Annotated in this window: 21 protein-coding genes; all 21 read right to left on the reverse strand. The window is 68.7% G+C overall.

The features are described from left to right. Positions 1-410 precede the first annotated feature (410 nt). Positions 411-2,777, reverse strand: a complete 2,367-nt coding sequence (locus AC3WL7_RS01895) for a methyl-accepting chemotaxis protein (RefSeq protein WP_492749130.1) — start codon at positions 2,775-2,777, stop codon at positions 411-413. A 96-nt stretch (positions 2,778-2,873) separates the two neighbouring features. Then, the gene (locus AC3WL7_RS01900) at positions 2,874-3,257 is read right to left on the reverse strand and encodes a hypothetical protein (RefSeq protein ID WP_079221792.1); all 384 of its coding nucleotides are present in this window, start codon (positions 3,255-3,257) and stop codon (positions 2,874-2,876) included. 137 nt (positions 3,258-3,394) lie between these two features. Then, a complete protein-coding gene (locus tag AC3WL7_RS01905; protein ID WP_492749131.1) occupies positions 3,395-3,886 on the reverse strand; it encodes a chemotaxis protein CheW in 492 nt (163 codons plus the stop codon). Between the two features lie 235 nt (positions 3,887-4,121). Beyond that, the gene (locus tag AC3WL7_RS01910) at positions 4,122-4,895 is read right to left on the reverse strand and encodes a flagellar brake protein (RefSeq protein ID WP_200733350.1); all 774 of its coding nucleotides are present in this window, start codon (positions 4,893-4,895) and stop codon (positions 4,122-4,124) included. A gap of 113 nt (positions 4,896-5,008) precedes the next feature. Further along, positions 5,009-7,225, reverse strand: a complete 2,217-nt coding sequence (locus tag AC3WL7_RS01915) for a methyl-accepting chemotaxis protein (protein WP_492749132.1) — start codon at positions 7,223-7,225, stop codon at positions 5,009-5,011. A 3-nt stretch (positions 7,226-7,228) separates the two neighbouring features. Continuing rightward, entirely contained in the window at positions 7,229-7,705 is a 477-nt protein-coding gene (locus tag AC3WL7_RS01920) for a hypothetical protein (protein WP_152027071.1), read from the reverse strand. A gap of 148 nt (positions 7,706-7,853) precedes the next feature. Further along, complete coding sequence (locus AC3WL7_RS01925; RefSeq protein ID WP_492749133.1) at positions 7,854-10,094, reverse strand: methyl-accepting chemotaxis protein; 2,241 nt, start codon at positions 10,092-10,094, stop codon at positions 7,854-7,856. A 294-nt stretch (positions 10,095-10,388) separates the two neighbouring features. Beyond that, entirely contained in the window at positions 10,389-12,395 is a 2,007-nt protein-coding gene (locus tag AC3WL7_RS01930) for a chemotaxis protein CheA (protein ID WP_492749134.1), read from the reverse strand. A 53-nt stretch (positions 12,396-12,448) separates the two neighbouring features. Continuing rightward, positions 12,449-12,814 carry a response regulator gene (locus AC3WL7_RS01935; protein ID WP_070207889.1) on the reverse strand — a complete coding sequence of 122 codons (366 nt, stop codon included), beginning with the start codon at positions 12,812-12,814 and terminating at the stop codon, positions 12,449-12,451. Then, positions 12,811-13,119, reverse strand: a complete 309-nt coding sequence (locus AC3WL7_RS01940; RefSeq protein WP_079221799.1) for an STAS domain-containing protein — start codon at positions 13,117-13,119, stop codon at positions 12,811-12,813. The genes AC3WL7_RS01935 and AC3WL7_RS01940 overlap by 4 nt, the downstream gene beginning before the upstream one ends. Before the next feature lie 100 nt (positions 13,120-13,219). Beyond that, complete coding sequence (locus AC3WL7_RS01945; RefSeq protein WP_492749135.1) at positions 13,220-14,476, reverse strand: chemotaxis protein CheW; 1,257 nt, start codon at positions 14,474-14,476, stop codon at positions 13,220-13,222. Beyond that, positions 14,473-15,255: a ParA family protein gene (locus AC3WL7_RS01950; RefSeq protein WP_492749136.1), complete on the reverse strand. Its 783-nt coding sequence runs from the start codon at positions 15,253-15,255 to the stop codon at positions 14,473-14,475. The genes AC3WL7_RS01945 and AC3WL7_RS01950 overlap by 4 nt, the downstream gene beginning before the upstream one ends. Positions 15,256-15,259: 4 nt before the next feature. Continuing rightward, positions 15,260-16,270, reverse strand: a complete 1,011-nt coding sequence (motD, locus tag AC3WL7_RS01955) for a flagellar motor protein MotD (protein ID WP_312739940.1) — start codon at positions 16,268-16,270, stop codon at positions 15,260-15,262. Position 16,271: 1 nt separating this feature from the next. Continuing rightward, complete coding sequence (locus tag AC3WL7_RS01960; RefSeq protein ID WP_079221803.1) at positions 16,272-17,012, reverse strand: flagellar motor protein; 741 nt, start codon at positions 17,010-17,012, stop codon at positions 16,272-16,274. A gap of 147 nt (positions 17,013-17,159) precedes the next feature. Next, a complete protein-coding gene (locus AC3WL7_RS01965; protein WP_492749137.1) occupies positions 17,160-18,995 on the reverse strand; it encodes a chemotaxis protein CheA in 1,836 nt (611 codons plus the stop codon). A 2-nt stretch (positions 18,996-18,997) separates the two neighbouring features. Further along, positions 18,998-19,603, reverse strand: coding sequence for a protein phosphatase CheZ (locus AC3WL7_RS01970; RefSeq protein WP_079221805.1), 606 nt, complete (start codon positions 19,601-19,603; stop codon positions 18,998-19,000). Next, entirely contained in the window at positions 19,603-19,995 is a 393-nt protein-coding gene (gene cheY / locus AC3WL7_RS01975) for a chemotaxis response regulator CheY (protein WP_053520063.1), read from the reverse strand. The genes AC3WL7_RS01970 and cheY overlap by 1 nt, the downstream gene beginning before the upstream one ends. 57 nt (positions 19,996-20,052) lie before the next feature. Beyond that, positions 20,053-20,796, reverse strand: a complete 744-nt coding sequence (locus tag AC3WL7_RS01980; RefSeq protein ID WP_079221806.1) for an RNA polymerase sigma factor FliA — start codon at positions 20,794-20,796, stop codon at positions 20,053-20,055. Next, positions 20,793-21,680 (reverse strand): MinD/ParA family ATP-binding protein, encoded by an 888-nt coding sequence (locus AC3WL7_RS01985; RefSeq protein ID WP_492749138.1) that lies wholly within the window; start codon positions 21,678-21,680, stop codon positions 20,793-20,795. The genes AC3WL7_RS01980 and AC3WL7_RS01985 overlap by 4 nt, the downstream gene beginning before the upstream one ends. Continuing rightward, positions 21,667-23,361, reverse strand: a complete 1,695-nt coding sequence (gene flhF / locus AC3WL7_RS01990) for a flagellar biosynthesis GTPase FlhF (protein ID WP_492749139.1) — start codon at positions 23,359-23,361, stop codon at positions 21,667-21,669. Before flhF ends, AC3WL7_RS01985 begins: the two co-directional genes overlap by 14 nt. 145 nt (positions 23,362-23,506) lie before the next feature. After that, positions 23,507-25,567, reverse strand: a complete 2,061-nt coding sequence (flhA, locus tag AC3WL7_RS01995) for a flagellar biosynthesis protein FlhA (RefSeq protein WP_492749311.1) — start codon at positions 25,565-25,567, stop codon at positions 23,507-23,509. Positions 25,568-25,573: the final 6 nt, after the last annotated feature.

Genomic DNA, 25,573 nt, shown 5'->3' on the forward strand with positions numbered 1-25,573 from the left:
CGCCTCTTCGTGCATTGCGTCGGCGGACGGCAGGAGCGGTGTTGTTGTCGGGGTGGAATTGGGGGTCAGATCCGTTTTCCTGCGGAAAACGGATCTGACCCCGGGAACGGTGCAGCTGTTGCTCTTGCTCTTCTTTCTTCAATCCGGGGTGGACGCGCGGGAAACTGTCCGTGGCCGGGCGGGTGGGTTGCGCAGGGGGTGTCCGCGGCATGGATGCCGCGGACAAGCCCCCATGGATGGGTTTACGGCGTCCCCTGCGCAATCCACCCGCCCGGCCAACCCACAAAATCCCAGCACAAAGCGCATCCTCCCCGAGGGGCTTCGCCGTTGGCTGTTGACCCCGGAACCCCCGGAAACGAAAACGCCCCGGCACGAGGCCAGGGCGTCTTCGAAGCCAGCGGCAGCAGGAATCAGAACTCCTGCCAGTCTCCGTCCGCCAGTTCGGCTGCCATCGGGCGGCCGCCGGTGCTGCGGCGTGCCGGCGGTGCGGCCGGTGCCGGGGCCGGTGCGGCAGCGCGCGGGGCCGGGGCGCGCGGGGCGACCACGGTCTCGGCTTCGTCCACCACGAAGATCGACACGGCCTCGCTCAGGTGGCCGGCCTGTTCTTCCATCGCGCGGGCGGCAGCGGTGGCTTCTTCCACCAGCGCAGCATTCTGCTGGGTGGTTTCGTCCATCTGCACCACGGTCTGGTTGACCTGCTCGATGCCGGCCGACTGTTCCTGCGAAGCGGCGGAAATCTCGGCCATGATGTCGGTGACACGCTGCACCGAGGCGACGATCTCGCCCATGGTCGCGCCAGCCTTGTGCACCAGTGCCGAGCCGTCATTGACCTTGCCGACGGAGTCGTCGATGAGGCCCTTGATCTCCTTCGCGGCAGCGGCGGAGCGCTGGGCGAGGGTGCGGACCTCGCTGGCGACCACGGCGAAACCGCGGCCCTGTTCACCCGCACGCGCGGCTTCCACCGCGGCATTCAGCGCCAGGATGTTGGTCTGGAAGGCGATGCCGTCGATGACGCTGATGATCTCGGCGATCTTCTTCGAGGAGGCTTCGATGGCCGACATGGTGGTGACCACCTGGCCGACCACGTCGCCGCCCTGCGAGGCGACGCCGTGTGCACCGATGGCCAGCTGGTTGGCCTGGCGGGCGTGCTCGGCGTTCTGGCGAACGGTCGAGGTCAGCTCTTCCATCGAGGCTGCGGTTTCTTCCAGGTTGGCGGCCTGCTGTTCGGTGCGGCGCGACAGGTCGCTGTTGCCCGAGGCGATTTCGCCGGCGGCCGAGCTGATCGCGCGGCTGGACTGCTTGATGCGGGTAACGATCTCGCTGAGCTGCGCGGCGGTGGCGTTGGCATCGTCACGCATGCGGGCGAACACGCCCTGGTAGTCGCCGTGCATGCGCACGGTGAGGTCACCCTGCGACAGGGCGGCCAGCAGGCCGGAGATCTGCTCGATGCTGCCGGCGTTGGCGTCCAGCAGGCCGTTGATCTGCTGGGCCAGCTGCAGGAAGAAGCCTTCCTTGCCGGTGGCGTCGATGCGGCCGGACAGGTCGCCAGCGGCGGCCTGGGCAATCACGCGGGCCACTTCGGCTTCGACCTGCGCTTCCTGGGTGCGGTCGCGCCACTCCACCACGTAGCCGACGGTGTCACCGGCTTCATTGCGGATGGTCGATGCCACCTGGGCGAACTGCGCATCGCCGTACTGAATCGGGCGGCGGGCGACGCCATGGGCCTTCAGGTTGGCCACCAGGGTGGCATCCATTTCGCCGCGGTGTTCCAGCACGGTCACCGGCTTGCCGACCAGCGACGCCTGGACGTCGAAGTCCGGCAGGTCGCGGCGCACGTCGTCCTGGTACTGGGCCAGGGTCTGCTGCAGCGCGCGGTTGCTGTAGACGATGGTGTTGTTCGGGTCGGTCAGGTACACGCCGGTGGAGCTGTAGTCCAGGGCGGTACGGATGCGCAGGTTCTCGCGGGCGATGGCGGCGTCGGTCTCGATGCGCTCGCGCAGGTCGCGCTGCATGCGCTGCATGGCCTGCATCAGCTCGCCCACTTCGTCCTGGCGGCTGACATCGATGTGGCCGTCCAGCTTGCCACCGGCGACGTCGTTGGCGACCGAGACGGCGCCACGCACGCTGCCGACCAGGGCACGGGCGAACAGCCACACCAGCACCAGGCCCAGCGCGGCGCCGCCGAACAGGGCGATCACCATCAGCGTGGCCGATGCGGAATAGGTGGAGGAGGCCTCGTCACGCGCGGCGCGGGACAGGCGGTTGTCTTCGGCGATCAGCGACTCGAGCGAGGCGGTGGCCTTGCGGTGCTTGGTGCGGGTCTCGCCGACGAAGGTATCGATGGCGTCGTCGGGCAGCTCCAGCTCCAGCATCTCGTTGACGCTGTCGTAGGAGGCAACGGCGTCCTTCCAGTCCTTGGCGAAGGTGTCGAACAGCTTCTTCTGCTGCGGGTTGTCGATCAGGGTCGGATACTCCTTGATCGCCTTGTCCAGGTTGGTGCGCAGTTCAGCGACGCGGGCATGGGCATCAGCCTTGACCTCGGCGCTGGCGCGGACCAGCTGCTGGTACTCGGAGTTGCGGATCTCGCCGATCATGCCGCGCATCTCGCCGGCCATGCGGATGCTTTCCATCCGCGAGCCCGCCAGCTCGGTGGTCACGTTGTTCAGCGAATGCAGGCCACGATAGGCGACGATGCCCTGCAGCAGCATCACCAGCAGGATGACGCCGAACGTCAACAGCAGTTTCGGCATCAGTTTGAGGTTGTTGATCCACGGCATGGGCGTTGCGATCTCCTAAGGCAGACGCGCCCGGGCGTCTTGCCCGGTTGCAGCAGACCACGCCGGCGAGTGGCCGGCGTGGTGATGGACAGCGGATTACTTGATGTTGGCCAGCTTCAGGCTTGCCGGCGAGCTGACTTCGATTTCAGCGCGCGAGGCGTCGCGCTGGATCTTGCCCAGCACGCACACGGTCTTGCCTTCCAGGCTTTCCAGCGGGAAGTTGAACTTGCTGCGGTTCTCGCCGGCGATGCGGGCCGAGAAGGTGTGGCGCGGGAAGGCGCCGCCCATGTACAGGAAGGTCGGCTGGCCTTCGGAACCTTCGGCGAAGCGCGCCTTTTCGACCTTGCCGCAGACCATGCCGTCCTTGCCGACCGAGCGCGGGGCCATTTCCGGCGGGATCATGTCGGCCGACTGTGCGAAAGCGGAAGACGCGGTGGTGGCCAGGACGGCGGCCGAAACGAACGCAAGCAGGGACTTCATCGGGGTGTTTCTCCGGGGATTGTGATGGTCGATCCGGTCCTGCGCGCTCCTGCGCGACCGGGTTCCTGTCCCCCTATCGGCATCGCCGCGGGGAACTGAAGGGCTCGGTTACAGAAACGTGAGGGAAGTCCGCCTGCTCAGGCCGCAGCGTCTTCGACCAGGCTGGCCTGGCCCATGTCGGCGCTGTCCAGCAGGGTTTCGATGTCCAGCAGGATCAGCATGCGGTCGTCGTGGGTGCCGATGCCGGAAATGAAGCGGGTATCGACGGCGGCGCCGAATTCCGGGGTGGGGCGGATCTGTTCGCCCGACAGCGGGATCACGTCCGAGACGCTGTCCACGACGATGCCGACCACGCGGTCTTCCACGTTCAGCACGATCATCACGGTGAAGGCGTCGTAGGTCGCGTTTTCCAGGCGCAGCTTGAGGCGCAGGTCGATGACCGGGACGATGGTGCCGCGCAGGTTGATGACGCCCTTGATGTAGTCCGGTGCGTCCGGCACGCGGGTGACCGCGTCGTAGCCACGGATTTCCTGCACCTTGAGGATGTCCACGCCGTAGTGCTCGGCGCCGAGGGTGAAGCTGAGAAATTCGCCACCGGCGCTGGCGGCGGAGCTGGTCTTGTCGTTCATCGAGGGTCCTGGTCTGCCGGAAGTCCCGGTGTCAGGCTCGATATCGGCCCTTTGGCGAGGGACTTTAGGTGGACCCTCCACGCATGGCGTGGATCTACTGGGGTGGGCCATCCACGCATGGCGTGGATCTACCGGTTGCGTCACGCATGACGTGGACAGTTCGGTAGTGCCGGCCGCTGGCCGGCAATGGCGGCCCGTTACCGGCCAGCGGCCGGCACCACCGGACGGTGCGCCCTTACATCTCGCCGTTCTGGCGTGCCTTGCGCTGGCGGTCGACGCGGAAGATGTAGCGCTGGATGGCGCTGTCGCCGCCGCGTGGCAGATCGTCGAAACGCATGCCGATGCGCTTGACCTCGATGCCGTTGGGCTGCCGCTGCGGCAGCATGTTGCAGACCACCAGGGTGATCTGCAGGTCCGGGCCGTCGGGCATCGAGAGCACGGCGTTGTAGCGCTTCTGCAGGCTGAATACCGCGCAGTCGTTGGGCACGGTGACCGCCAGGCCGCCGCCGCTGATGTCCACCACGCGCATGGACAGCGCATCGCTGCCCACTTCACCGGCAGGCAGGCTCAGCTGCGGCGAGTCGGTGATGGGGGTTTCCAGCCGGTACAGCTCGCGCCGCTGCAGGTGCACCAGCTCTTCGGGCAGCGGGGCGCGGAAGGCCACGTGGCCATCGTTGTCCACGCGCTGCAGGTCGTGCAGGCGGAAGCGCACCAGTACCCGCTCCAGCTGGGCGAAGCACAGCAGGTGGTCGGCCTGTTCGGCGGCGCGGTTGGACGCCTCCTGGGGGCTGCCATCCAGCAGCAGGAAGTCGTCGTCCTCGTCCAGCTCGAGCAGGGCGGTGGGGAAGGATCGATCGCGACCGTCGACATGGGCGTTGATCAGCGAGCGCTGGTCGATCAGCGAACGCAGCAGCTGGCGCAGCTGGCGGGGATTGCGCACCAGGAAGCGTTCGTCGGCGGCGTCGGCCGCGTGGGCATCGTGCAGGTCGGTGTCGTGGCCGTCGGACATGGAATCTTGGTTCTGGGGCGGGGGCCGACACGCGCTGGCGCGTGGCTTGAAAGAGGTATCGGCCGGGGGCGGCAATTATGAAGTGTGAAGTTCATCACTCTACACGGGTGGGGTCAGATCCCTTTCCGGTCAGGAAAGGGCTCTGACCCCTTGGCGATCTCGCGCACGCGCCGCATCACGGCGGGATCGCCGTGGCCGTCGCCCAGGTGGAAACGCGCCACGGCCTCGGCCAGCAGCCCGGCCTGTTGGGCCATGCCGTGCGTGGCATGGGTCGAATCCTCCACCAGCGCGGCGTTCTGCCGGGTGGCGGCATCCATCTGCGCGATGCTCTGGTTGACCTGCTCGATGCCGGCGCTCTGTTCCTGCGAGGCAGCGGAAATCTCGCCCATGATCTGGTTGACCTGCTGCACGGCCTGCACGATCTGCCCCATCGTGCCGCCCGCCCGGTCGACCAGGCGGGCGCCCTCGGTGACCTTGCCGACCGAATCGTCGATCAGGCCCTTGATCTCCTTGGCCGCGGCCGCCGAACGTTGCGCCAGCGTGCGCACTTCGCTGGCAACCACGGCGAAACCGCGGCCCTGCTCGCCGGCACGTGCGGCCTCGACGGCGGCGTTCAGCGCCAGGATGTTGGTCTGGAAGGCGATGCCGTCGATGACGCTGATGATCTCGGCAATCTTCTTCGACGATGCCTGGATGGCCGACATGGTGGTGACCACCTGGCCGACCACGGCGCCGCCTTCGCCAGCCACGTCGGCCGCACCGCTGGCCAGCTGGTTGGCCTGGCGCGCATGTTCGGCGTTCTGGCGCACGGTGGCAGTCAGTTCTTCCATGGTCGCGGCGGTTTCTTCCAGGCTGGCGGCCTGCTGTTCGGTGCGGTCGGCCAGGTGGCCATTGCCGCGCGACAGGCCATCGGCGCTGGCGGTGAGCGTGGTCGAGGCGGACTGGATGCTGCCCACGATGGCGGTGAGCTGGGCGACGGTGGTGTTGGCATCGTCGCGGATGCGGGCGTATACGCCCTGGAAATCACCCTGCATGTGCGCGGTCAGGTCGCCGCGTGACAGCGATGACAGCAGCTGGGAGATCTGATCGAGGCTGGATGCGCTGGCATCGAGCAGGCTGTTGAGGCGCTCGGCCAGCTGCAGGAAGAAGCCTTCCTTGCCGGCGGTGACGACGCGGCCGCTGAAGTCGCCCAGAGAGGCGGCCTCGACGATCTCGCCCAGTTCTTCTTCCACCTGCAGTTCGACGGTGCGGTCGGCCCATTCCACCACGAAGCCGTGGCGCTGGCCGGCGCCATCGATGATCGGGTTGACGATCAGGCGCATGCTGCGGCCGCCGACCCGGATCTGTGCCCGGTACGTGCCGGTGAGGCCGTCGAGCAGCTGGGCCTGGTGGGCGGGGTTGCGGTGGAAGATGTCGATGCTGCGGCCGAGCAGGTCGGCGGCACTGAACTGCGGCAGGTCGCGGCGCAGGTCGGCTTCGGCGGCGGCCAGCATTTTCTGCAGGGGCCGGTTGACGAAGACGATGGTGCGCTCGCGGTCGGCAATCATGACGTTGGTGGTGACATCGTCGAGCGCGGTGCGGATGCGCAGCGATTCACTGCTGGCGGCCTGTTCGCGGGCGCGCCGCTGCAGCAGCTGGTTGCCGGTCTGCACCAGCGCGGCGGCCAGCGAATCACGCGGGAACTGCGCGGACTGCAGGCTGTCGGGCAGCGGCCGGTCTTCGGCCAGGCCGTGTGCCAGCTGGGCCAGCTGCTGCGGGTCGTGGCCGAGCAGCAGCAGCTGCCGGCGCATCTGTACCGCCATCGCCGACAGCAGGCCTGCTTCCACCACCACGTACAGCGCATGCAGCGCCAGCACGCCCAGGCCGCTGCCGGTGGCAAACACCGGGTAGGGCAGGCCACGCACCTGCAGCGCGTAGAACAGCACGTGGTGCACGGCGATGGCGGCGGCGGCCACCACGATCGGCAGCCAGTCGCGGTAGTACAGCAGCAGGGCGATCAGCACGATGACCGTAAAGTGGGTTTCCAGCTGCCCGTGGGTCTGGTGGATGAGCGTGGCCGACAACACCATCCAGGCCAGCGCAACGGTGCAGCGGCTGAGGCGGGTGCCCGGCAGGCCGTGCACCTGCAGCGCGGTGACCAGCAGCGTCGGCAGCGACACCGCCAGCCACGGGGTCCACTGCCCACTGCGCAGGGCCAGGCCCAGCGAAACCAGCACCAGTGCGGCGGTGACTGCCAGGAACAGGCGATCGGCGCTGGCCGACATGGCGCGCAGGAACGGCGGGGTTTCGTGACCGCCCGGTGGCGTGGGGCGCGGGGTCGATGCGTGCATGCACTACTCCTTGAGGCATGGGCATGGGTTGGAAAGGATGAGCGGCGCCTGCGGTCCGCGCAGGAGCTGGCCGACCAGTGCGGTGGCAGCCAGCGGGCCGCGGCTGCAGCCTGGCCCGAGCAGGGCCGGGCCGGCGTAGACCAGGCGCTGGTCGTGCAGGACCAGCCAGTCGAAGGGCAGGGCGAGGGTACTGTTGCGCGTGGCCACGCCCAGCGGCGGGGCTGTACTGGCAGCGCACGGGCAATGGCCGGGCTGGCGCAGCAGCAGGGGATGGTCGCGGCTGGCGGCGAGCAGGGAGGGCGGGACCTGCGCCAGCAGCTGCGCGGGATTCCAATCGCTGGCCACGGGCATGGCGGTGCGGGCGCCCTGCAGCCACAGCACGGGCAGGGTCCAGCCCAGCCATGCGGCCAACAGCAGCATGCCGGCCAGGGCCGACCAGCGCGGGGCTGGGCTCGGAGGGGAGTCGGCGCTGGCGGGCATCATCGGGCCTGCTCGGGGGGGCGTTCTCCGATAGCGGCGCGATGGCGTGAAGCTGAAGAGAAAATAAATTAATGCGTCATGCGTGGATGGGTTCGTTGGATGAACCCATCCACGCACGGCGTGGACCTACATCAAGGGTGGCCCTGGCTCAGAACTCCTGCCAGTCACCTTCACCGGCCAGTGCCGGCTGCGCCACCGGCTTGCGGACCCGCGACGGGGCCGGGCTGGCCACCGGAGCCGGCTTGCGTGCGGCAGGCATTGCGGCGACGGGGCGCGGCGCGACGGGGCTCAGGCCCGGGGTGGCCAGGCGGAAGCGGGCCACGGCCTCGCCCAGCTGCGCGGCCTGGTCTTCCATGGCACGCGCGGCGGCGGTGGCTTCTTCCACCAGCGCGGCGTTCTGCTGGGTGGTTTCGTCCATCTGCACGACCGTCTGGTTGACCTGCTCGATGCCCGCGCTCTGCTCCTGCGAGGCGGCGGAAATCTCGGCCATGATGTCGGTGACGCGCTGCACCGAGGCGACGATTTCGCCCATCGTGCTGCCGGCCTGATGCACCAGGCTGGAGCCTTCGGCGACCTTGCCGACCGAATCGTCGATCAGGCCCTTGATTTCCTTTGCGGCAGCTGCGGAGCGCTGGGCGAGGGTGCGAACTTCGCTGGCGACCACGGCGAAACCACGGCCCTGCTCACCGGCACGCGCGGCTTCCACGGCGGCATTCAGCGCCAGGATGTTGGTCTGGAAGGCGATGCCGTCGATGACGCTGATGATCTCGGCGATCTTCTTCGACGAGGCTTCGATGGCCGACATGGTGGTGACCACCTGGTTGACCACGGCGCCACCCTGCGAGGCAACGCCGTGCGCGCCGATGGCCAGCTGGTTGGCCTGCCGCGCATGTTCGGCGTTCTGCTTCACGGTGGAGGTCAGTTCCTCCATCGACGCTGCGGTTTCTTCCAGGTTGGCGGCCTGCTGTTCGGTGCGGCGCGACAGGTCGCTGTTGCCCGAGGCGATCTCGCCCGCGGCCAGGGTGATGCTGCCGGCGCTGGCCTGGATCTGGCCGACGATCTGGGTCAGCTGGGCGACGGTGGTGTTGGCATCGTCGCGCATGCGGGCGAAGACACCGTGGAACTGGCCGTCCATGCGCGCGGTCAGGTCGCCTTCGGCAATGGCCTGCAGCAGCTGCGAGAGCTGGCCCAGGTTGCCATCGGCCACCTGCATCATCGAGTTCAGCTGTTCGATCATCACCTTGAAGTCATGGTCGAAGCGATCGGCGTCGCCGCGCTGGCTGAAGTCACCGGCGGCAGCGGCGCTGGCCAGGTGCTGGATCTGCGTGTTGATGGCCAGCAGGCTGGCCTTGGCGGCATCCATCGCCTCGTGCAGGAAGGCACGGGTGCCCGGCAGGCGCTGTGCATCCTGGGTCAGGTTGCCGGCGGCGTACTGGTTCAGTACGTCGATGGCAGCGCGGATCGAATCGAGGTGTTCGAAGATGACGGTGTTGATGCCGCCGGCCAGCTGGCCGTAGACGCCGGGGAAATCCTCGGGGATGCGATGGCTGATGTCCGGGCCGGCATGCATCTGCGCCATCAGCTGGGTCTGCTCGGAGAAGCGGCGCAGCATGGCGGTCATGTCGCTGGTGGCGGTCAGCATGCGACCGGCCTCGTCCTTGCTGCTCGCCTGGGTGCTGACGCTCAGGTCGCCGCGGGCGACGGCCTGGATGGCAGTCAGTGCCTTGCCGAGCGGAACGGTGACCGCGCGCGAAATGACCACGGCCAGCGCAGCGGCGACCAGCGACAGCAGCGCGATGCAGCTGACGACAGCGATGATGCTGTTGCGGTGGGTGGCATTGGCGGCGTCGATCTTGCCCTGCATCTGCGTGCCGAGGAAGGCGCTCAGTGCCTTCAGTTCCTCGAAGGCCTTTCGCCGCGCGGGGCGGGACTGTTCGTCGGAGACCTGCTGGGCCAGCACGCCGTCGCCGGCGTTGGCGGCTTCGCGCAGCTTGGCGTTGGCGGCGAAGTAGGCGTCCACGCCGGCCTTCACCGGCTGGTACAGCGCGCGTTCCTTCTCGCCGGTCGGCAGGGCGGCGTAGGCGGCCAGCTCCTTGTGCACGATGACGGCGGTGTCGTCCATGCGCTTGTTGTAGTCGGCCACCTTTTCCGGCTGGTCCAGCATGGTCAGCAGGGCCATCTCGTAGGTGCGGAACTCGCCGAGCTGCGAACGCACTTCGCCCAGATGCTGCACCGAGGGAATGTCGTTGCTGGCCATGCTGCCCAGCTGGGTGTTGGCTTCGCTGAGGCGGACGAGGGCGAACAGCCCCAGGACCAGGGTCATCAGCGTTGTCAGGGTGAACCCCACGGCCAGCTTGCGGGCGATGGGCAGATCGTGGAACCACTTCATGCAGGGTGCTCCAGGTGGGCAGAGGGAAACGGTCGTGCCGGTGGGGGTTCGGTGATTGCCGTCAAAGCCAGATAGCGGCGTGGCCTGCACGGACTTTATGGATGGATGTCACATTCGTGTGCGTAGGGTGAAACCGCGCGAAAGCCTTGCAGGGCGGGCGCTTGCACTTGGCGGGGTGGTTGCACGGGAAACTGCCTGCGCGACGGAGATCACATTGCGTGACCCCACACACCGTGCAAACGAAAACCGCCGCCCCTGGGGGCGGCGGTCCGGAGTACAGCGCGGTGCGGTAGGTCAGGCGGCCTGCGGCACGCGCAGCGAGCGCACCAGGCCACCGATGTCGACGATCAGGGCGACGCGGCCGTCGCCAAGGATGGTGGCACCGGACACGCCGCCGATGCGGCGGTAATTGTTCTCGATGTTCTTCACCACCACCTGCTGCTGGCCGACCAGTTCGTCCACTTCCAGTGCGATCTTCTGGCCATCGCCCTCGACCACCACCACCAGCGATTCGCTGTTGGCGCCGCGCGCACCATAGCCGTAGTACTCGCTGAGCGAGAGGATCGGCAGGTACTCGCCGCGCACGCGCAGCACGCGGCCTTCGCCGGCCATGCTGCGGATGTCCTCGGCCTGCGGCTGCAGGGCTTCGAGCACGTAGGCCAGCGGCAGGATCAGGGTTTCGCCGGCCACCGCCACGGTCATGCCGTCGAGGATGGCCAGGGTCAGCGGCAGGCGGATCAGCGTGCGCGTACCACTGCCCAGGCTGCTCTCGATCTGCACCTCGCCACCCAGCGCCTGGATGTTGCGGCGGACCACGTCCATGCCCACGCCCCGGCCGGACAGATCGGTCACGGCATCGGCGGTGGAGAAGCCAGGCTGGAAGATCAGGTCCCAGACCTGCGAATCGGTCGGATTGTCCGGCACGGCCAGGCCGCGCTCGTGGGCCTTGGCCAGGATCTTGGTGCGGTCCAGGCCGCGACCATCGTCGCTGACTTCGATGACGATGTGGCCGCCCTGGTGCGAGGCCGCCAGGGTGATCGTGCCGGTCTCGTCCTTGCCCGCGCCACGACGCACGTCTGGCATTTCCAGGCCGTGGTCGATGGAGTTGCGGACCAGGTGGACCAGCGGATCGGCGATCTTCTCGATCAGGCCCTTGTCCAGTTCGGTGCCTTCGCCGACGGTGCGCAGGCGAACCTGCTTGCCGAGGCGGGTGGAAAGGTCGCGGACCAGGCGCGGGAAGCGGCGGAACACCGCATCGACCGGCAGCATGCGCACGCCGATCACCGCTTCCTGCAGGTCGCGGGTGTTGCGTTCAAGCTGGTCCAGGCCGGCGAACAGGCTTTCAGCATGCACCGGGTCCAGTGCGTGCGAGACCTGCTTGAGCATGGCCTGGGTGATGACCAGTTCGCCGACCAGGTTGATGAGGGCGTCCACCTTGTCAACGCTGACGCGGATCGAGGTTTCGGCTTCCTGGGCGCCACCGCCACCGCCATTGGCGGCCGGCGCGGCGGAGGTGGCAGCGGCCACCGGTGCAGCGGGGGTGGAAGGGGCAACAACGGGTGCAGCAGGGGCCTGGGTAGCGAGGCTCGGCGGCGCGGCCGGACGGATGTCCAGTTCGCAGTCATCCAGCACCCAGGCAAACGTATCTTCGATCTTGCTGCGCGGCACCTTGCCGACCAGGCCCAGGTCCCACGCCAGGTGGGCCTCCAGCGGGTCGAGCTGGGCAAAGCCGGGCAGGCGCTCCATGCGCGCAGCCACCTGCAGCGAACCGAGGTGTTCCAGTTCGCGGATGATGCGCAGCGGATCGTTGCCGCTCATGAACAGCGACGGCGCAGGGGTGAAGCCGATCTGCCAGGCTTCGGGCGTGTCGTCGACCTTGGCTTCGGCGGCAACCGGGGCGCTGGCGGCGGCCTGGCCGGACAGCACCGCTTCCAGGCGCGCCTTCACCGCAGCAACGGCGGCCGGATCGGCGGCCTGGCCATGTTCGGCTTCGCGCAGCAGGGCGCGCAGCACGTCCACCGAGGACAGCATGGCGTCGACGGCGACCGGTTCCAGTGCGCGCTTACCGGCCCGCAGCTCATCGAGCAGCGTTTCCAGCACGTGGGTCAGGCCGGCGATCGCATCGAAGCCGAAGGTGCCGGCGCCCCCCTTGATGGAGTGGGCGGCGCGGAACACCGAATTGATGATCTCCGCGTCCTGTTGCCCCGATTCCAGGGCCAGCAGGCCGGCCTCCATCGCGTCGAGGCCTTCGCGGCTCTCCTCGAAGAAGGTGGCGTGGAAGCGTTGCAGGTCCATGCTCATGGCAGAGGCAATCCGGAAACGTGGGGAAGGGGCGGTTCAGGGGTGCGGGGCGATCAGCCCAGCACCTTCTGCACGGTGGCGACCAGCTGTTCGGGGTTGAACGGCTTGACCAGCCAGCCGGTGGCACCGGCGGCCTTGCCTTCGGACTTCTTGTCCGCTGCCGACTCGGTGGTCAGCATCAGCATCGGGGTGAACTTGTAGTCCGGCAGCTGGCGCAGTTCACGGATCAGGCTGATGCCATCCATGTTCGGCATGTTGACGTCGGTGACCACCGCGTTGAAACGCTGGCCCTTGGCGCGACCGAGCGCGACCGCGCCGTCTTCGGCTTCTTCGACGGCAAAACCGGCCGAGGTGAGGGCGAAGGAAACCATCTGGCGCATCGACGCCGAATCGTCCACCACCAAGATACGTGCGCTCATGCAGCGTTCTCCACAGATTTCAGGTTGTCATGGGGTACGTCCAGGCCCAGGGCCTGGGTGACGCCCAGCAGGCGGGCGGCGTCACGGAAGGTTGCAGTGCAACCGTGGAAGCCGGTGCCCAGGCCCGCCTCGCGGCGTGCCTGCACGAACGCACACAGCACCTGCACGCTTGCCGTGTGGATGCGACCGACCTGGCTTGCGTCCAGGGTCAGTTCGCCTGCTTCCGCCACGAGGGGCGAAAGGCGGTTCTTGAGCTCGGTGCTGTTCTCGATGCCGAGATCGTCACCCAGTTCGACAGTGCTCATCGTTGCTCCGGACAAACGGTTCCGAGATCCATAACGGCACCCGGCAGGGGTTCTTTAGGGTTGAATCGATTAGTAGATCCACGCCATGCGTGGATGGCGATTACCCCAACAACCGGGTCGCGTCGAGCAGGATCATCGGCCGCTGGCTGATGCGGGCCACGCCGCGGAACAGCTCATTGGAGATCTGGCAGATGCGCGCGGTGTCGGGAGGCTCGATCTGCGAATCGGTGAGGTTGGCCACGTCTTCGACCGCCGATACACGCAGGCCCAGGGTCTCGCCGTTCTCTTCCAGCACCACGATGCGCGTCTGCGCGTCGTCTTCGGCGGTGACCGCGCCCAGGTGGATGCCCAGGTCCATCACCGGCACCACCTGGCCACGCAGGTTCATGATGCCGAGCATGGCCGGGGCGGTGCCGCGCAGCGGCAGCAGCGGCACGGGCAGGACCACTTCCTGCACCTTCAGCAGTTCCAGCGCATAGGCCTGGGTGCCACAGCGCAGCCGCAGCCAGCGCGAGGTGCGCTCGGCGGCGCGGCGGTTGTGCGGGTTCGCGCCGTGCGGCGGCTGGTGGGCCTGCGCCTGCAGTTCCTGCCAGCTGCCGGGGCGGCTGCCGGGCGGCGCGTCGAGGGCGATGCGCGGGGGCGGTGCGACCGCCGCCCGTGCGGCCGGGGCGGGCGCAGGGCGCGGCGCTACCGGCGTGATCGGTGCGGCCACGGCCGGTGCCGGTACCGCCTCGCCTACGGCCGCCGCTTCGAAGGCGGCCTGCAGGGCAGGGCTGTCGGTGTGCGCGAGGCGATGGCTGTCGGCGCCGTCGGTTTCGTAGATGACTTCGTCGGGCAGGTCGTCCCAGGTGGGCTTGGGGGCTGCCGGGTCGGTGGCGGGGTCGGGTGCCGCTGCGCTCGCCGGGCCTGGCCCGGCGCTACCGGTGGCATCGCCCGTTTCGTAGATCACCTCAGCGGGCAGGTCGTCCCAGGTGGGTTCGCGTTCGGGTGCGGCAACGGCGACGGCGACGGCCGCTGCTTCGAATGCGGCTTCGAGCGAGGCGTCGTCCACGGATGCGGCAGCATCGGTGTTGCCGGTTTCGTAGATCACCTCGGCCGGCAGGTCGTCCCAGGTGGGTTCGCGCTCGGGTGCGGCAACGGCGACGGCCGCTGCTTCGAATGCGGCTTCGAGCGAGGCGTCATCCACGGATGCGGCAACGGTGGTGTCGCCGGTTTCGTAAACGACTTCGGCCGGCAGGTCGTCCCACGTCGGCTCGCGCTCGGGCGCGGCGGCGACCGGGGGTGGCGGTGCGGCCAGGGCGATGGCTTCGCCCAGCAGCTCGTCCAGGTAGTCGTCCAGCACGCCGGGGGTGTTCATGCCGCCTGCTCCAGTGCACGCGCGTCTTCGCCGAGGATCCAGTTCAGAGCGCGGCGATAGGCGGCCAGGCCGCGGCCCGGGTAGTCCTCGCCCACGCTGGGCAGGGTCAGGCCGGCGGCGTTGCTGATGCGGGTGTCGATCGGGATCGCGTCTTCCCACACGCGGGCGCCGTGGCGGTCCTGCATGGTGCGCAGCGATTCGTTGCCGGCGCGGGTGCGGCGGTCGAACAGGGTCGGCAGGATCGAGATCGGCAGCGGACGGCGGCGCGAGCGCTCGACCATCTCGCCAGTGCGGACCATGCCGTCCAGTCCGTGCAGGGCCAGCGGCTCGGCCTGGGTGGGAATGATCAGGCGGTCGGCCGCAGCCAGTGCGTTGATCATCAGCAGGCCCAGGGTGGGCGCGCAGTCCAGCAGGATGTAGTCATGCTGGCCCTGGTGGCGGGCAAGTGCGTTCTGCAGGGCCAGGCCCAGGCCGGGCTGGTTGGCGCTGCGCCGTTCCAGCGTGGCCAGCGAAGCCTGCGCGCACACGTAGTCCAGGCCGCCGATGCTGCTGGGGTGGCTCAGTGCGGACAGCTCGGCCGGCGGTGCGCCGAACAGTTCCAGCACGCCGACTGGCGCCGGTTCCACCGGCACGCCGAAGGCGCGGGTAAGCGAGGCGTGCGGATCCAGGTCGATCAACAGCACGCGGTGGCCCTGTGCGGCCAGGCCGCGACCGAGGGCGAGGGTGGTGGTGGTCTTGCCGACTCCACCCTTCTGGTTGGCGACTGCCCAGATGCGCATCGGGTTACTCCTTCATTGCCGGGGGAACGGCGGCGCCGACGCGGCTGCCAGCCGGCACCGGCGGCAACTGCACCGGTGCGTTGGGGGAAACGGGGGTGCTGCGCGGTGCAGCGGCGGCCGTGTCGGTGGCCGCGCTGCCACCGGCGGCGGCGTTCAGGCGTTCGCCCAGCGGGTCGACCGCATGGCTGGTGTCGGCCAGGATGATGACCATCACCCGCCGGTTGCGGTTGCGGCCCTGCGCGCTGTCATTCTCTTCGCGCGGGCGGAACTGGCCGTAGCCGACCATGGCCAGCCGCGAGGGCTGCACGCCCTGGTCGGCGAACAGATGCACCACGCTGGCGGCGCGGCCGGCTGACAGTTCCCAGTTGGAGGGGAAGGTGGCGGTGGCGATCGGTACGTTGTCGGTGTGGCCTTCCACGCGCACGCTGTTGGGGACGTCGCGCAGCACGTCGGCCAGGCTGGCCAGGGTCTGCCGCGCATGCACGTCCAGCGCGGCCGATCCGGTCGGGAACAGGATGTCGCTGTTGATCTCCACTTCGATCCACAGCTCGGTGCGGCGCACGCTGATCATGCCGCGGTCGATCAGCGGCGACAGCGCGGCGGTCAGGCGGTCGGCGATGCTGCTGAGCTGGCGCTCGGCGCGGGCGATCTGGTCCTGGTTGTGCACCGACACCGGCATGCGCATCTGCGAGGCCATCGCCGGCAGCAGGGTGGGGTCGTGGGTGGGCGCCGGTGCGGACGGGCCGATCCGGGTGCCCGACTTGATGACCGAGGGGCTGTCCCAGCCGCCGCCCTGCACCTGCTTGTTGCCCACCTGCACCGGATTGATGGTGCGCGGTGCGCCACCGAAAGCATCGGTCAGGGCGTCGGCCATGATCCGGTACTTGCCCTCGTTGACCGAGGAAATGGCATACATGACCACGAAGAAGGCGAGCAGCAACGTCATCAGGTCGGCATAGGGAATGGCCCATGCCTCGTGGTTGGCGTGCTCTTCGTGGTGCTTGCGGCGGGCCATGTCAGTGCAGGAAGCCGGTGAGGTTGGTTTCGATGTTGCGCGGGTTTTCGCCCTGGGCGATCGAGATCAGACCTTCGATGACCATTTCGCGGTCGCGGGTGTTGTGCGCGATCACGCCCTTCAGCTTGGCGGCGATGGGCAGGAACAGCAGGTTGGCCGAGGCGATACCGTAGATGGTGGCGGTGAACGCGGCGGCGATGCCGTGGCCCAGCTTGCTGGGGTCGGCCAGGTTCTTCATCACCGCGATCAGGCCCAGCACGGCACCGATGATGCCCAGGGTGGGGGCGTAGATGCCCATGGCCTCGAAGACCTTGGCGCCGGCCTGGTCCTGGTGTTCCTGGCTGCTCAGTTCGATTTCCAGCATGTGCCGGATCGATTCGGGCTCCACGCCATCGACCAGCAGCTGCAGGCCCTTGCGCAGGAACGGGTCGCGCTGCGCTTCCACCTGCGATTCCAGGCCCAGCAGGCCCTGGCGGCGGGCGATGTTGCTCCACTCGACGATCTGCTTGATCAGTTCGTGGCGGTCGCTGTGCGGCGGGCGCACGACCCAGCGCACGATCTTGAAGGCGTGCTTGAACACCGCCGGGGCGGTGTGCAGCAGGATCGATGCCACGGTGCCGACGATGACGATCACGAAGGCGGCAGGCGACCACAGCGAAGCCAGGCCGGCGCCCTTCAGGATGCTGCCGCCGACCAGCGAGGCCAGGGCGAGAAAGAGTCCAATGAGGCTGAGTCTATCCATGGGTCCGGTATCGGCTTGTGTGAATGGGACTTGAGACACCGGTAGATCGTGTACAGACGGTAGTCACAGTTTTTGGGTCGCCGGGCATGGCCCGGCGCTACCGCGCAGGGCCATCTCGGGTAGCGCCAGGCCATGCCCGGCGGGGGTTCAGCGCAGGCCGTCCACGTCCAGGATCAGGGCCATGCGACCGTCGCCGATCAAGGTTGCACCGGCGTAGCCGCGCAGGCCACGCAGCGCCTTGGGCAGCGGCTTGATGACCACTTCCTCGCGGCCGCGCACCTGGTCCACGACCAGGCCGAAGCGCGCTTCACCGGCCTGCAGCACCACGATGGTCAGCAGGGGGGACGCTGCAGGCGTCACATCCAGCCACTGGCGCAGATCGACCAGCGGCAGGGTGTGCGAGCGGCGGTCCAGCACGGCGCGGCCATCGAACCAGCCCAGCGAGGTGCGCGGGGCGTGCAGCACCTCCATCACGCGCGCCAGCGGCAGCGCATAGACGTCTTCGCCGGCCTGCACCAGCAGCGTCGGCAGGATGGCCAGGGTGAGCGGCACGCGGATCAGGAAGCGGCTGCCACGGCCCAGTTCCGACTGGATCTGGATCTGGCCACTCAGCTCGCGGATGCGCGACTGCACCACGTCCATGCCCACGCCGCGGCCGGAAATATCGGTGACCTGCTGCTTGGTCGAGAAGCCGGGCAGGAACACCAGGTGCAGGCACTCCTCGCTGCTGAGGCGGGCGGCGGCTTCCGGGTCGATCAGGCCCTTCTCGCGGGCCTTGGCGCGCAGCTTTTCCGGGTCGATGCCGGCGCCGTCGTCCTGCACTTCGATGCTGACGTAGTCGCCTTCCTGCTGCGCCGACAGGCGCACGTGGCCCATCCGCGGCTTGCCCTGCGCTTCGCGCAGGTCCGGCATTTCCACGCCGTGGTCGATGGCGTTGCGCACCAGGTGCACCAGCGGATCGGCCAGCGCTTCGACCAGGTTGCGGTCCAGCTCGGTCTCGGCGCCGATCAACTCCAGGTCCACTTCCTTCTGCAGCGAGCGGGCGACGTCGCGGGCCACCTTCGGGAAGCGCGAGAACACCTTGCCGACCGGCTGCATGCGGGTGCGCATGACCGCCGACTGCAGGCGGGCGGTGGCGATGTCCAGCGTCGACACCGCGCGATCCAGCTCTTCGTCGCGCAGGCGGGTGCGCAGGGTCTTCAGCCGGTTCCGTGACAGCACCAGTTCGCCGATCAGGTTGACGATCGCATCCAGGCGCTTGGTGTCCACGCGCACGGTGTGTTCGGCTTCGGCCACCGGCTTGTTCGCGGCCGGCTTGGCGGCCGCGCGCGGGGCGGGTGCCGGGGCCGGTGCGGCGGCCACCGGTGCGGCGGCCACGGGCTTGGCGCCCGGGACGGCGCCACCATGCAGCTGGTCGAGCAGGGCTTCGAACTCGTCTTCGCTGATCAGGCCATCATCGGCCTTCTTCGGCGGCGCGACGGCAGTCGGTGCGCTGCCGCCATGCAGCTGGTCGAGCAGGGCCTCGAACTCATCGTCGGTGATCAGGTCGCTGCCGGCAGCGGCCGGGGTGGCGGCTGCGGCGGCGCTCGATGCGGGGCCCGCTCCGCCATGCACGTCGAACTGGGCGATCAGTTCCGGCGGGGCGTACCCGGGTTCAGTGCCGGCGGACACCGCATCGAGCATCGACTGCAGGTAATCCAGCGACTGCTGGGCGGCATCGAAATGATGGGCCTGCAGCACGGCCTGGCCGGCACGCGCCGCGCCCAGCGCTTCTTCGGCGGCATGGCACAGCTCGACCATGGCGGTGATGCCGAGGAAGCCGGCGCCGCCCTTCAGCGTGTGGTAGCCGCGGAAGACCGCGTTGAGCTGGTCGTTGTCCTTCGGTGCCTGTTCCAGCGACACCAGCTGTTCGCCCAGGCGATCCAGGATTTCCTGCGCCTCGATGATGAAATCGGCAGTGATGTCGTCGGCAACAGCGCTCATGCTTACAGCCCCAGGTCCGACAACAGGTCGTCGGCGTCGTTCTGCGAGACCGCGTGGCGGTCCAGTCCCTTCAGTGCCGGCCCGGCCAGTTCCGGGTCGGTGCGATGCTGTTCCGGCGGCAGGCCGAGCGCGCCAAAGCCTTCGTGCACGCGGCGGACGATGCCCACCACGCGACGGATGATCTGACCGGTCAGGTCCTGGTAGCTCTGGGTCAGGGCGATCTCGGTCAGGTTGTGGCGGATGCGCTCCAGCTGCGCGTCCTGGCCCGGCTGCAGGCCATCGGCACGCAGCTGTTCGGTCAGGGCGCGGCACTCTTCGGCCAGGTCCAGGGTGCGGTGGGTGGCCTGTTCGGTCATCGCCACCACGTGGTCCAGGCGTGCGCAGGCATCGTCCAGCTCGCCGGCCTCGTCGGGCACGGTCGGCAGCTCGCCCAGGGCCTGGCCGAGTTCGCGGGCCAGCCGCGAAAGGCCGCTCATCATCGGCTGGGTGCGCGCGGCCACCAGGCTGTCGATGCGCTGGCGCCAGGCGGCCTCGTCACCGGATTCCAATGCATCCAGGGCTTCCTGCAGGCGCAGGGCAAGGGCGCTTCTGTCGACCTGTGCGTCCATCAGGCGCTCGCCGCCAGGCGTTCGAAGATCTTGCCCAGCTTTTCTTCCAGGGTCTGCGCGGTGAACGGCTTGATGATGTAGCCGTTGACGCCGCTCTGGGCCGCTTCAATGATCTGCTCGCGCTTTGCTTCGGCGGTGACCATCAGCACCGGCAGGGTCTTCAGCTTGGCATCGGCACGGATCGCCTTCAGCAGCTCGATGCCGGTCATCACCGGCATGTTCCAGTCGGTGACCACGAAATCGAACGGCTGGCTCTGCAGCATCGACAGCGCGGCATGCCCGTCCTCGGCTTCGGCGGTGTTGGTGAAGCCCAGATCGCCCAGCAGGTTCTTGACGATGCGACGCATGGTCGAGAAGTCGTCGACGATCAGGATGCGCATGTTCTTGTTCAAAGCAGAGTTCCTTTGTTGTTCACTGCGGGCGGCCGGGGGCAGCCGCCTCGCGCATGTTCATTGTTCGAGGCCGGCGTCGACCGCCTCGAACACCTTGAGCCGGCCGCGCAGGCGCAGCACGGCCTGGCCGTGGATCTGGCAGACCCGCGATTCGCTCACGCCGAGCACCGCGCCGATCTCCTTCAGGTTCAGCTCCTGCTCGTAGTACAGCGAGAGCACCAGCTGTTCGCGCTCGGGCAGGTGGCCGATGGCCTTGCCCAGCTCGCGGCCGAACTCGCCACGCTCCAGCACCTGCTGCGGGGTCGGGCCACCCTGGGCGACCGTATCCAGCTCGCCCTGGTCCTCGATGCGCGACTCCAGGCTCAACACCTGGCCGCGCGAGGCGTCTTCCATCAGGCGCAGGTACTCGGGCAGGGGCATGTCCATCGCCGCGGCCACTTCGGTGGCGCTGGCGGCACGGCCGCTGCTCTGTTCCAGCCGGCGGATGGTGGCGGCCGCGTCGCGGGCACGGCGGTGCACCGAACGCGGCACCCAGTCGCCACGGCGGATCTCGTCGATCATCGAGCCACGGATGCGGATCGAGGCGTAGGTCTCGAACGAGGCGCCCTGGTCGGCGTCGTAGCTTCGCGAGGCTTCGATCAGGCCCATCATGCCGGCCTGGATCAGGTCGTCCACCTCGACGCTGGCCGGCAGGCGCGCCGCCAGGTGGTGGGCGATGCGCCGCACCAGGTCCGAGTGCTGGGCGATGACGTCGGTCGCGCTCGAGCGCTGGACTTCCTTGTACTGGGCTGCACCTTTCATACGGTCACCCCACGCTGCTTGAGGATGCGTTCGAGGAAGAATTCGACGCCACCACGCGGTTCGGTCGGCGCCTGCCAGCGCGCGGTACGGCGGGCGATCTCGGTGATCGCCAGCGCGGCCGGGCTGGACGGGTAGGCCTTGACCACCGGCTGCTGGCGCTGCACCGACAGGCGCAGCCAGTCATCCTGCGGCACGCAGCCGAGGTAGTTCAGCGAGACATCGGCGAGGAACTTCTCGCAGACGCGGGTCAGCTTTTCGTACAGCACGCGGCCTTCGTTGGGATCGCGCACCATGTTGGCTACGACCTGGATGCGGTCCACGCCACGTTCGCGCGACAGCACCTTGATGAGCGCGTAGGCGTCGGTGATCGAGGCCGGCTCATCGCAGACCACCACCACGGTGTCCTGCGCGGCCTGGCAGAAGGTCAGCACGCCGTCGTTGATGCCGGCGGCGGTGTCCACCACCATGATGTCCAGCTCGCGTTCCAGCTCGGAGAACACGTTGACCAGGCCGACATGCTCGGCCGGGGCCAGTTCGGCCATGTGCCGGCGGCCCGACGCGGCCGGGACCACCAGCACGCCGTTGGGGCCCTCGATGATCACGTCTTCCAGGCTGCAGCGGCCGGCCACCAGGTCGGCCAGGGTGAACCTGGGGTTCAGGCCGAGGATGACGTCGATGTTGGCCAGGCCGAGGTCGGCGTCCAGCAGCAGGGTGCGTTTGCCCATGCCGGCCAGCGCCACGGCCAGGTTGGCCGACACGTTGGTCTTGCCCACGCCGCCCTTGCCGCCGGTCACCGCGATGGTGCGGACAGGGCCGAGCGGCTCGCTGCGGGTGGCCGACAGCGGGAAGGTATTGGTCAGCTTGGCGTACTCACGCGACGGCATGGTTCAACTCCGGGTTGCAGGGCATATCGGCCGCTCGGCGCAAATCTTCAAGGCGAAGTACGAGATTGGCTGCACTGGCCCGGTGCAGGTCCTCCGGGACGTCCTGGCCATCGGTCACCCAGGTGATCGGCAGGGCATGGTCGACGGCCACCGACAGGGCGTTGCCGAAGCGGCCGGTCTCGTCCAGCTTGCTCAGCACCAGGCCCTGCAGGTTGGCCGCGCCGAAGCGGCGGACGACCTCGTCCATGTCGCCGAAGCTGGTATTGGCCGGCAGCACCAGCAGGGTGCGCACCTGGCGGGCGGCCCGCAGCCACTGCAGCTGGGCGGCAAGGGCGCGGTCACGCGGGCCCAGGCCGGCGGTGTCGATCAGCACCAGCTTGTAGTCCTGCAGGCGCTCCAGCAGCTGGTCCAGGTCGGTGCCGCTGTTGGCTTCGTGCACCGCGATGCCGAGCTGGCGGCCGTAGCCGTACAGCTGCTCGCGGGCGCCGACGCGCAGGGTGTCGGTGGTCACCAGGGCCACATCGCGCGGGGCGTGCTTCTCGGCGAAGCGCGAGGCCAGCTTGGCGATGGTGGTGGTCTTGCCGGCGCCGGTCGGGCCGACCAGGGCGATCACGCCGCCTTCTTCCAGCGGATCGACCGGGGCGATCGGCAGCTTGCGCGAGATCAGACCCAGCATCAGGCCGCGGCCGCGGTGGGCCTCGGTCTCCAGCGGGATCTGCATGGCCACGTCGCGGGCGAGGCCGGCATCGAAGCCGTACTCGTCCATCAGGTCCAGCGCGGTGGCGCGCACCGCGCTGCCACGCAGGCGCTCGTCGGTGAAGCGGTTCATCTCACGCTCGATGACCTGGCGCATGCCGGCCACTTCCTGGCGAAGCTGGCGGATCTCGCCGTCATCGGCGGCCACCATGGTCAGGGCCGGGGCCGGGGCCAGCTGCGGGGCCGGTGCCGGCGTCGGCGCGGCTTCGGCAAGCGGCGCTGCGTCGTTGGCGGGCGCTGCGGCGGCCGGGGCTTCCACGATGGCAGCGGTGGCAACGGCCGGGGCCATCTCCACCGGCGCTTCCACCGGGGCAGCGGCGACCGCAGGGGCCGGCAGCGGCAGCGGCGGCGGCAGCAGGGCGGCGCTGTCATCTTCCAGTGACGGATCGATCAGGAAGCGGGCGCGGTTGATCGGCGCGGCGGCAACCGCTGCGGCACTGGCCGGCGGCGCGACGATGGCGTCGGCATACGGGGCGAAGATCTGTTCCGGCAGTGCCGATTCGTTGACGCTGGCGCGGGCCAGGGTGGAGGCGAAACCGGTGCTGCCACGGGTCGGCACGATCTCGTCGGCGCTGTCCAGGGTGCGGCCGGTGGCACCGACGGCGGCGCGGGCCAGGGCGGCCACCGCCGAGGTGGTGGCGGCCACCGGCTCGGCGGCCGGGGTCGCGCTGCGGCGGCGGGTCACGGCGGCGATCACGGCATCGGCGGCGCTGCGCGGCCTCGGCGGCGGCGGCGGTGCGATCTCGCGGCGCGAGGCTTCCAGCGCACGCTGCACGGCACTCTCGTCGTAGTGGGCGGCGGCGACGATCTCGATGCCTTCCTCGATCCGGCGGTTGGACAGGATCACGGCGTCGGGGCCATGTTCCTTGCGCACCAGGTTCATGGCCGAGCGCATGTCGGCGGCGACGAATCGTTTGATTTTCATGCTGTGGTCACGGGACGAAGTCGGCGGAGTGGCGGTCGAGGAACGCGGGTGGTCGGTGGTCTGCACGGTTCGGGTTCCCCTTGGAATCTGTCGTGTGGTGCGGTTTGAAAGTGGTGTCTGTTTTCTGGCGCTTGGAAGGCCGGCGTCAGCTGATCGTTCCGACCAGCTTCAGGCGCTTGTCTTCCGGCACCTCGCTGTAGGCCAGGACCGACAGCGACGGAACGCTGTGGCGGACCAGGCGGGCCAGCGCGGCGCGCACCGGGCCCGGTACCAGCACTACTGCCGGCTCGTTTCGCGCTTCCTGCTTGCTGACACATTCGGCCAGGCTCTGGTGCAGTCGCTCTGCGAGTCCGGGTTCCAGCGCGGCGCCGTTGCCCTGCGTGGACTCCTGCAAGACACGTTCCAATTGCGGGTTGAGGGTGAACACCGGCAGCTCCGCCGACATTCCGGCGATCTCCTGCACGATGAAGCGGCCCAGCGCGGTACGCACGGCCGCGGTCAGCGTGGCCGGGTCCTGGCTGATGGGGGCGTGCTCGACCAGGGCTTCGGCGATCTTGCGCAGCTGGCGGATCGGAATGCGCTCGACCAGCAGGTTCTGCAGCACGCGCACCACCGCCGACAGCGGCAGCGCCTTGGGCGTCAGATCTTCGACGAGCTTGGGCGCGCTCTTGCCGAGGTTGGCCAGCAGGTGCTGCACTTCCTCGTGGCCCAGCAGTTCCGGCGCGTGTTCGCGGATCAGGTGGGACAGGTGCGTGGCGACCACGGTGGCCGGGTCGACCACGGTGTAGCCCATGGTCTCGGCCTGGGCGCGCTGGTGCGGCTGGATCCAGGTGGCATCCAGGCCGAACGCGGGGTCCTTGCCGGCGATGCCTTCCAGCGGGCCCAGCGCACTGCCGGGGTCCAGCGCCAGTTCGCGGTCGGGGTGGATGTCGGCGGTGGCCACCGGCACGCCATGCACCAGCACGCGGTAGCCGTTGGCCGGCAGTTCCAGGTTGTCGCGGATATGCACGGAGGGGATCAGGAAGCCCACGTCCTGGGTCAGCTTGCGGCGCACGCCCTTGATGCGCGCCATCAGCTCGCCGCCCTGGTTGGCGTCCACCAACGGGATCAGCCGGTAGCCCACTTCCAGGCCCAGCGGATCGACCGGGCGCAGCTCGTCCCAGCTCAGTTCGGCCGTGGGCGCGGGGCTGGGCTGGCGGCCCAGGGCGGCCAGCGCGGCGGCATCGCCTGACCCGGCGGCATCTTCGGCGGCCGGTGCCTGGCTCTTGCGGTACAGCTTCCAGGCGATGAAGCCGAGGAGGGCGGCCAGCGTCAGGAAAGCGACGTTGGGCATGCCGGGGACCAGGCCGACCAGGCCGAGGATGCCGGCGGTGATCGCCAGTGCGCGGTACTGGCCGAACACCTGGCCGGTCATGGCCTGGGCCATGTCCTGCGAGCGCGAGGCGCGGGTGACCAGCATTGCCACGGCGCTGGAGATCAGCAGGGCCGGCAGCTGCGCCACCAGGCCGTCACCGATGGACAGCAGGGTGTAGGTGGCGGCGGCATCGCCGAACGGCATGCCATGCTGCAGCACGCCCACGGCCAGGCCGCCCAGCATGTTGATGAACAGGATCAGGATGCCGGCGATGGCGTCGCCGCGGATGAACTTGCTGGCACCGTCCATCGCACCGTAGAAGTCGGCTTCCTCGCGGACCTCTTCACGACGGGCCTTGGCTTCTTCACGCGTCAGCAAACCGGCGTTCAGATCGGCGTCGATGGCCATCTGCTTGCCGGGCATGGCGTCAAGGATGAAGCGCGCGGTCACTTCCGAGACGCGCCCGGCGCCCTTGGTGATGACCACGAAGTTGATGATGGTCAGGATGGCGAAGACCACGATGCCCACGGCGTAGTTGCCGCCGATGACGAATTCACCGAAGGCGGCGATGACCTTGCCGGCCGCCTCGTGGCCGTTCTGGCCGTGCAGCAGGATGACGCGGGTGGAGGCCACGTTCAGCGCGAGCCGCAGCATGGTGGTGACCAGCAGCACGATCGGGAAGATGGTGAAGTCCAGCGGGCGCTTCACGTAGACCACCGCCAGCAGCACCATCAGCGAGATGGCGATGTTGAAGGTGAACAGTGCATCGAGCACCGGTGCGGCCAGCGGCACCACGACCATGGCCAGCAGGGCCAGCACGATCAGCGGCGCGCCAAGGCCCTGGCGGATCATCTCCAG

It is taken from the genome of Stenotrophomonas sp. FW305-3-2-15-E-LB1 (genome assembly GCF_058787375.1).

Excerpts from the sequence above, each read along its gene's own strand:
- AC3WL7_RS01960 (WP_079221803.1), bottom strand. The coding sequence starts at position 17,012 with ATGGATAGACTCAGCCTCATTGGACTCTTTCTCGCCCTGGCCTCGCTG.
- AC3WL7_RS01895 (WP_492749130.1), bottom strand. The coding sequence starts at position 2,777 with ATGCCGTGGATCAACAACCTCAAACTGATGCCGAAACTGCTGTTGACG.
- AC3WL7_RS01905 (WP_492749131.1), bottom strand. The coding sequence starts at position 3,886 with ATGAACGACAAGACCAGCTCCGCCGCCAGCGCCGGTGGCGAATTTCTC.
- AC3WL7_RS01900 (WP_079221792.1), bottom strand. The coding sequence starts at position 3,257 with ATGAAGTCCCTGCTTGCGTTCGTTTCGGCCGCCGTCCTGGCCACCACC.
- AC3WL7_RS01935 (WP_070207889.1), bottom strand. The coding sequence starts at position 12,814 with ATGAGCGCACGTATCTTGGTGGTGGACGATTCGGCGTCGATGCGCCAG.
- AC3WL7_RS01925 (WP_492749133.1), bottom strand. The coding sequence starts at position 10,094 with ATGAAGTGGTTCCACGATCTGCCCATCGCCCGCAAGCTGGCCGTGGGG.
- AC3WL7_RS01980 (WP_079221806.1), bottom strand. The coding sequence starts at position 20,796 with ATGAAAGGTGCAGCCCAGTACAAGGAAGTCCAGCGCTCGAGCGCGACC.
- AC3WL7_RS01950 (WP_492749136.1), bottom strand. The coding sequence starts at position 15,255 with ATGCGCATCTGGGCAGTCGCCAACCAGAAGGGTGGAGTCGGCAAGACC.
- motD (WP_312739940.1), bottom strand. The coding sequence starts at position 16,270 with ATGGCCCGCCGCAAGCACCACGAAGAGCACGCCAACCACGAGGCATGG.
- AC3WL7_RS01920 (WP_152027071.1), bottom strand. The coding sequence starts at position 7,705 with ATGCCCGCCAGCGCCGACTCCCCTCCGAGCCCAGCCCCGCGCTGGTCG.
- AC3WL7_RS01940 (WP_079221799.1), bottom strand. The coding sequence starts at position 13,119 with ATGAGCACTGTCGAACTGGGTGACGATCTCGGCATCGAGAACAGCACC.
- flhF (WP_492749139.1), bottom strand. The coding sequence starts at position 23,361 with ATGAAAATCAAACGATTCGTCGCCGCCGACATGCGCTCGGCCATGAAC.
- AC3WL7_RS01945 (WP_492749135.1), bottom strand. The coding sequence starts at position 14,476 with ATGAACACCCCCGGCGTGCTGGACGACTACCTGGACGAGCTGCTGGGC.
- AC3WL7_RS01910 (WP_200733350.1), bottom strand. The coding sequence starts at position 4,895 with ATGTCCGACGGCCACGACACCGACCTGCACGATGCCCACGCGGCCGAC.
- flhA (WP_492749311.1), bottom strand. The coding sequence starts at position 25,567 with ATGATCCGCCAGGGCCTTGGCGCGCCGCTGATCGTGCTGGCCCTGCTG.
- AC3WL7_RS01915 (WP_492749132.1), bottom strand. The coding sequence starts at position 7,225 with ATGCACGCATCGACCCCGCGCCCCACGCCACCGGGCGGTCACGAAACC.
- AC3WL7_RS01965 (WP_492749137.1), bottom strand. The coding sequence starts at position 18,995 with ATGAGCGCTGTTGCCGACGACATCACTGCCGATTTCATCATCGAGGCG.
- AC3WL7_RS01970 (WP_079221805.1), bottom strand. The coding sequence starts at position 19,603 with ATGGACGCACAGGTCGACAGAAGCGCCCTTGCCCTGCGCCTGCAGGAA.
- AC3WL7_RS01985 (WP_492749138.1), bottom strand. The coding sequence starts at position 21,680 with ATGCCGTCGCGTGAGTACGCCAAGCTGACCAATACCTTCCCGCTGTCG.
- AC3WL7_RS01930 (WP_492749134.1), bottom strand. The coding sequence starts at position 12,395 with ATGAGCATGGACCTGCAACGCTTCCACGCCACCTTCTTCGAGGAGAGC.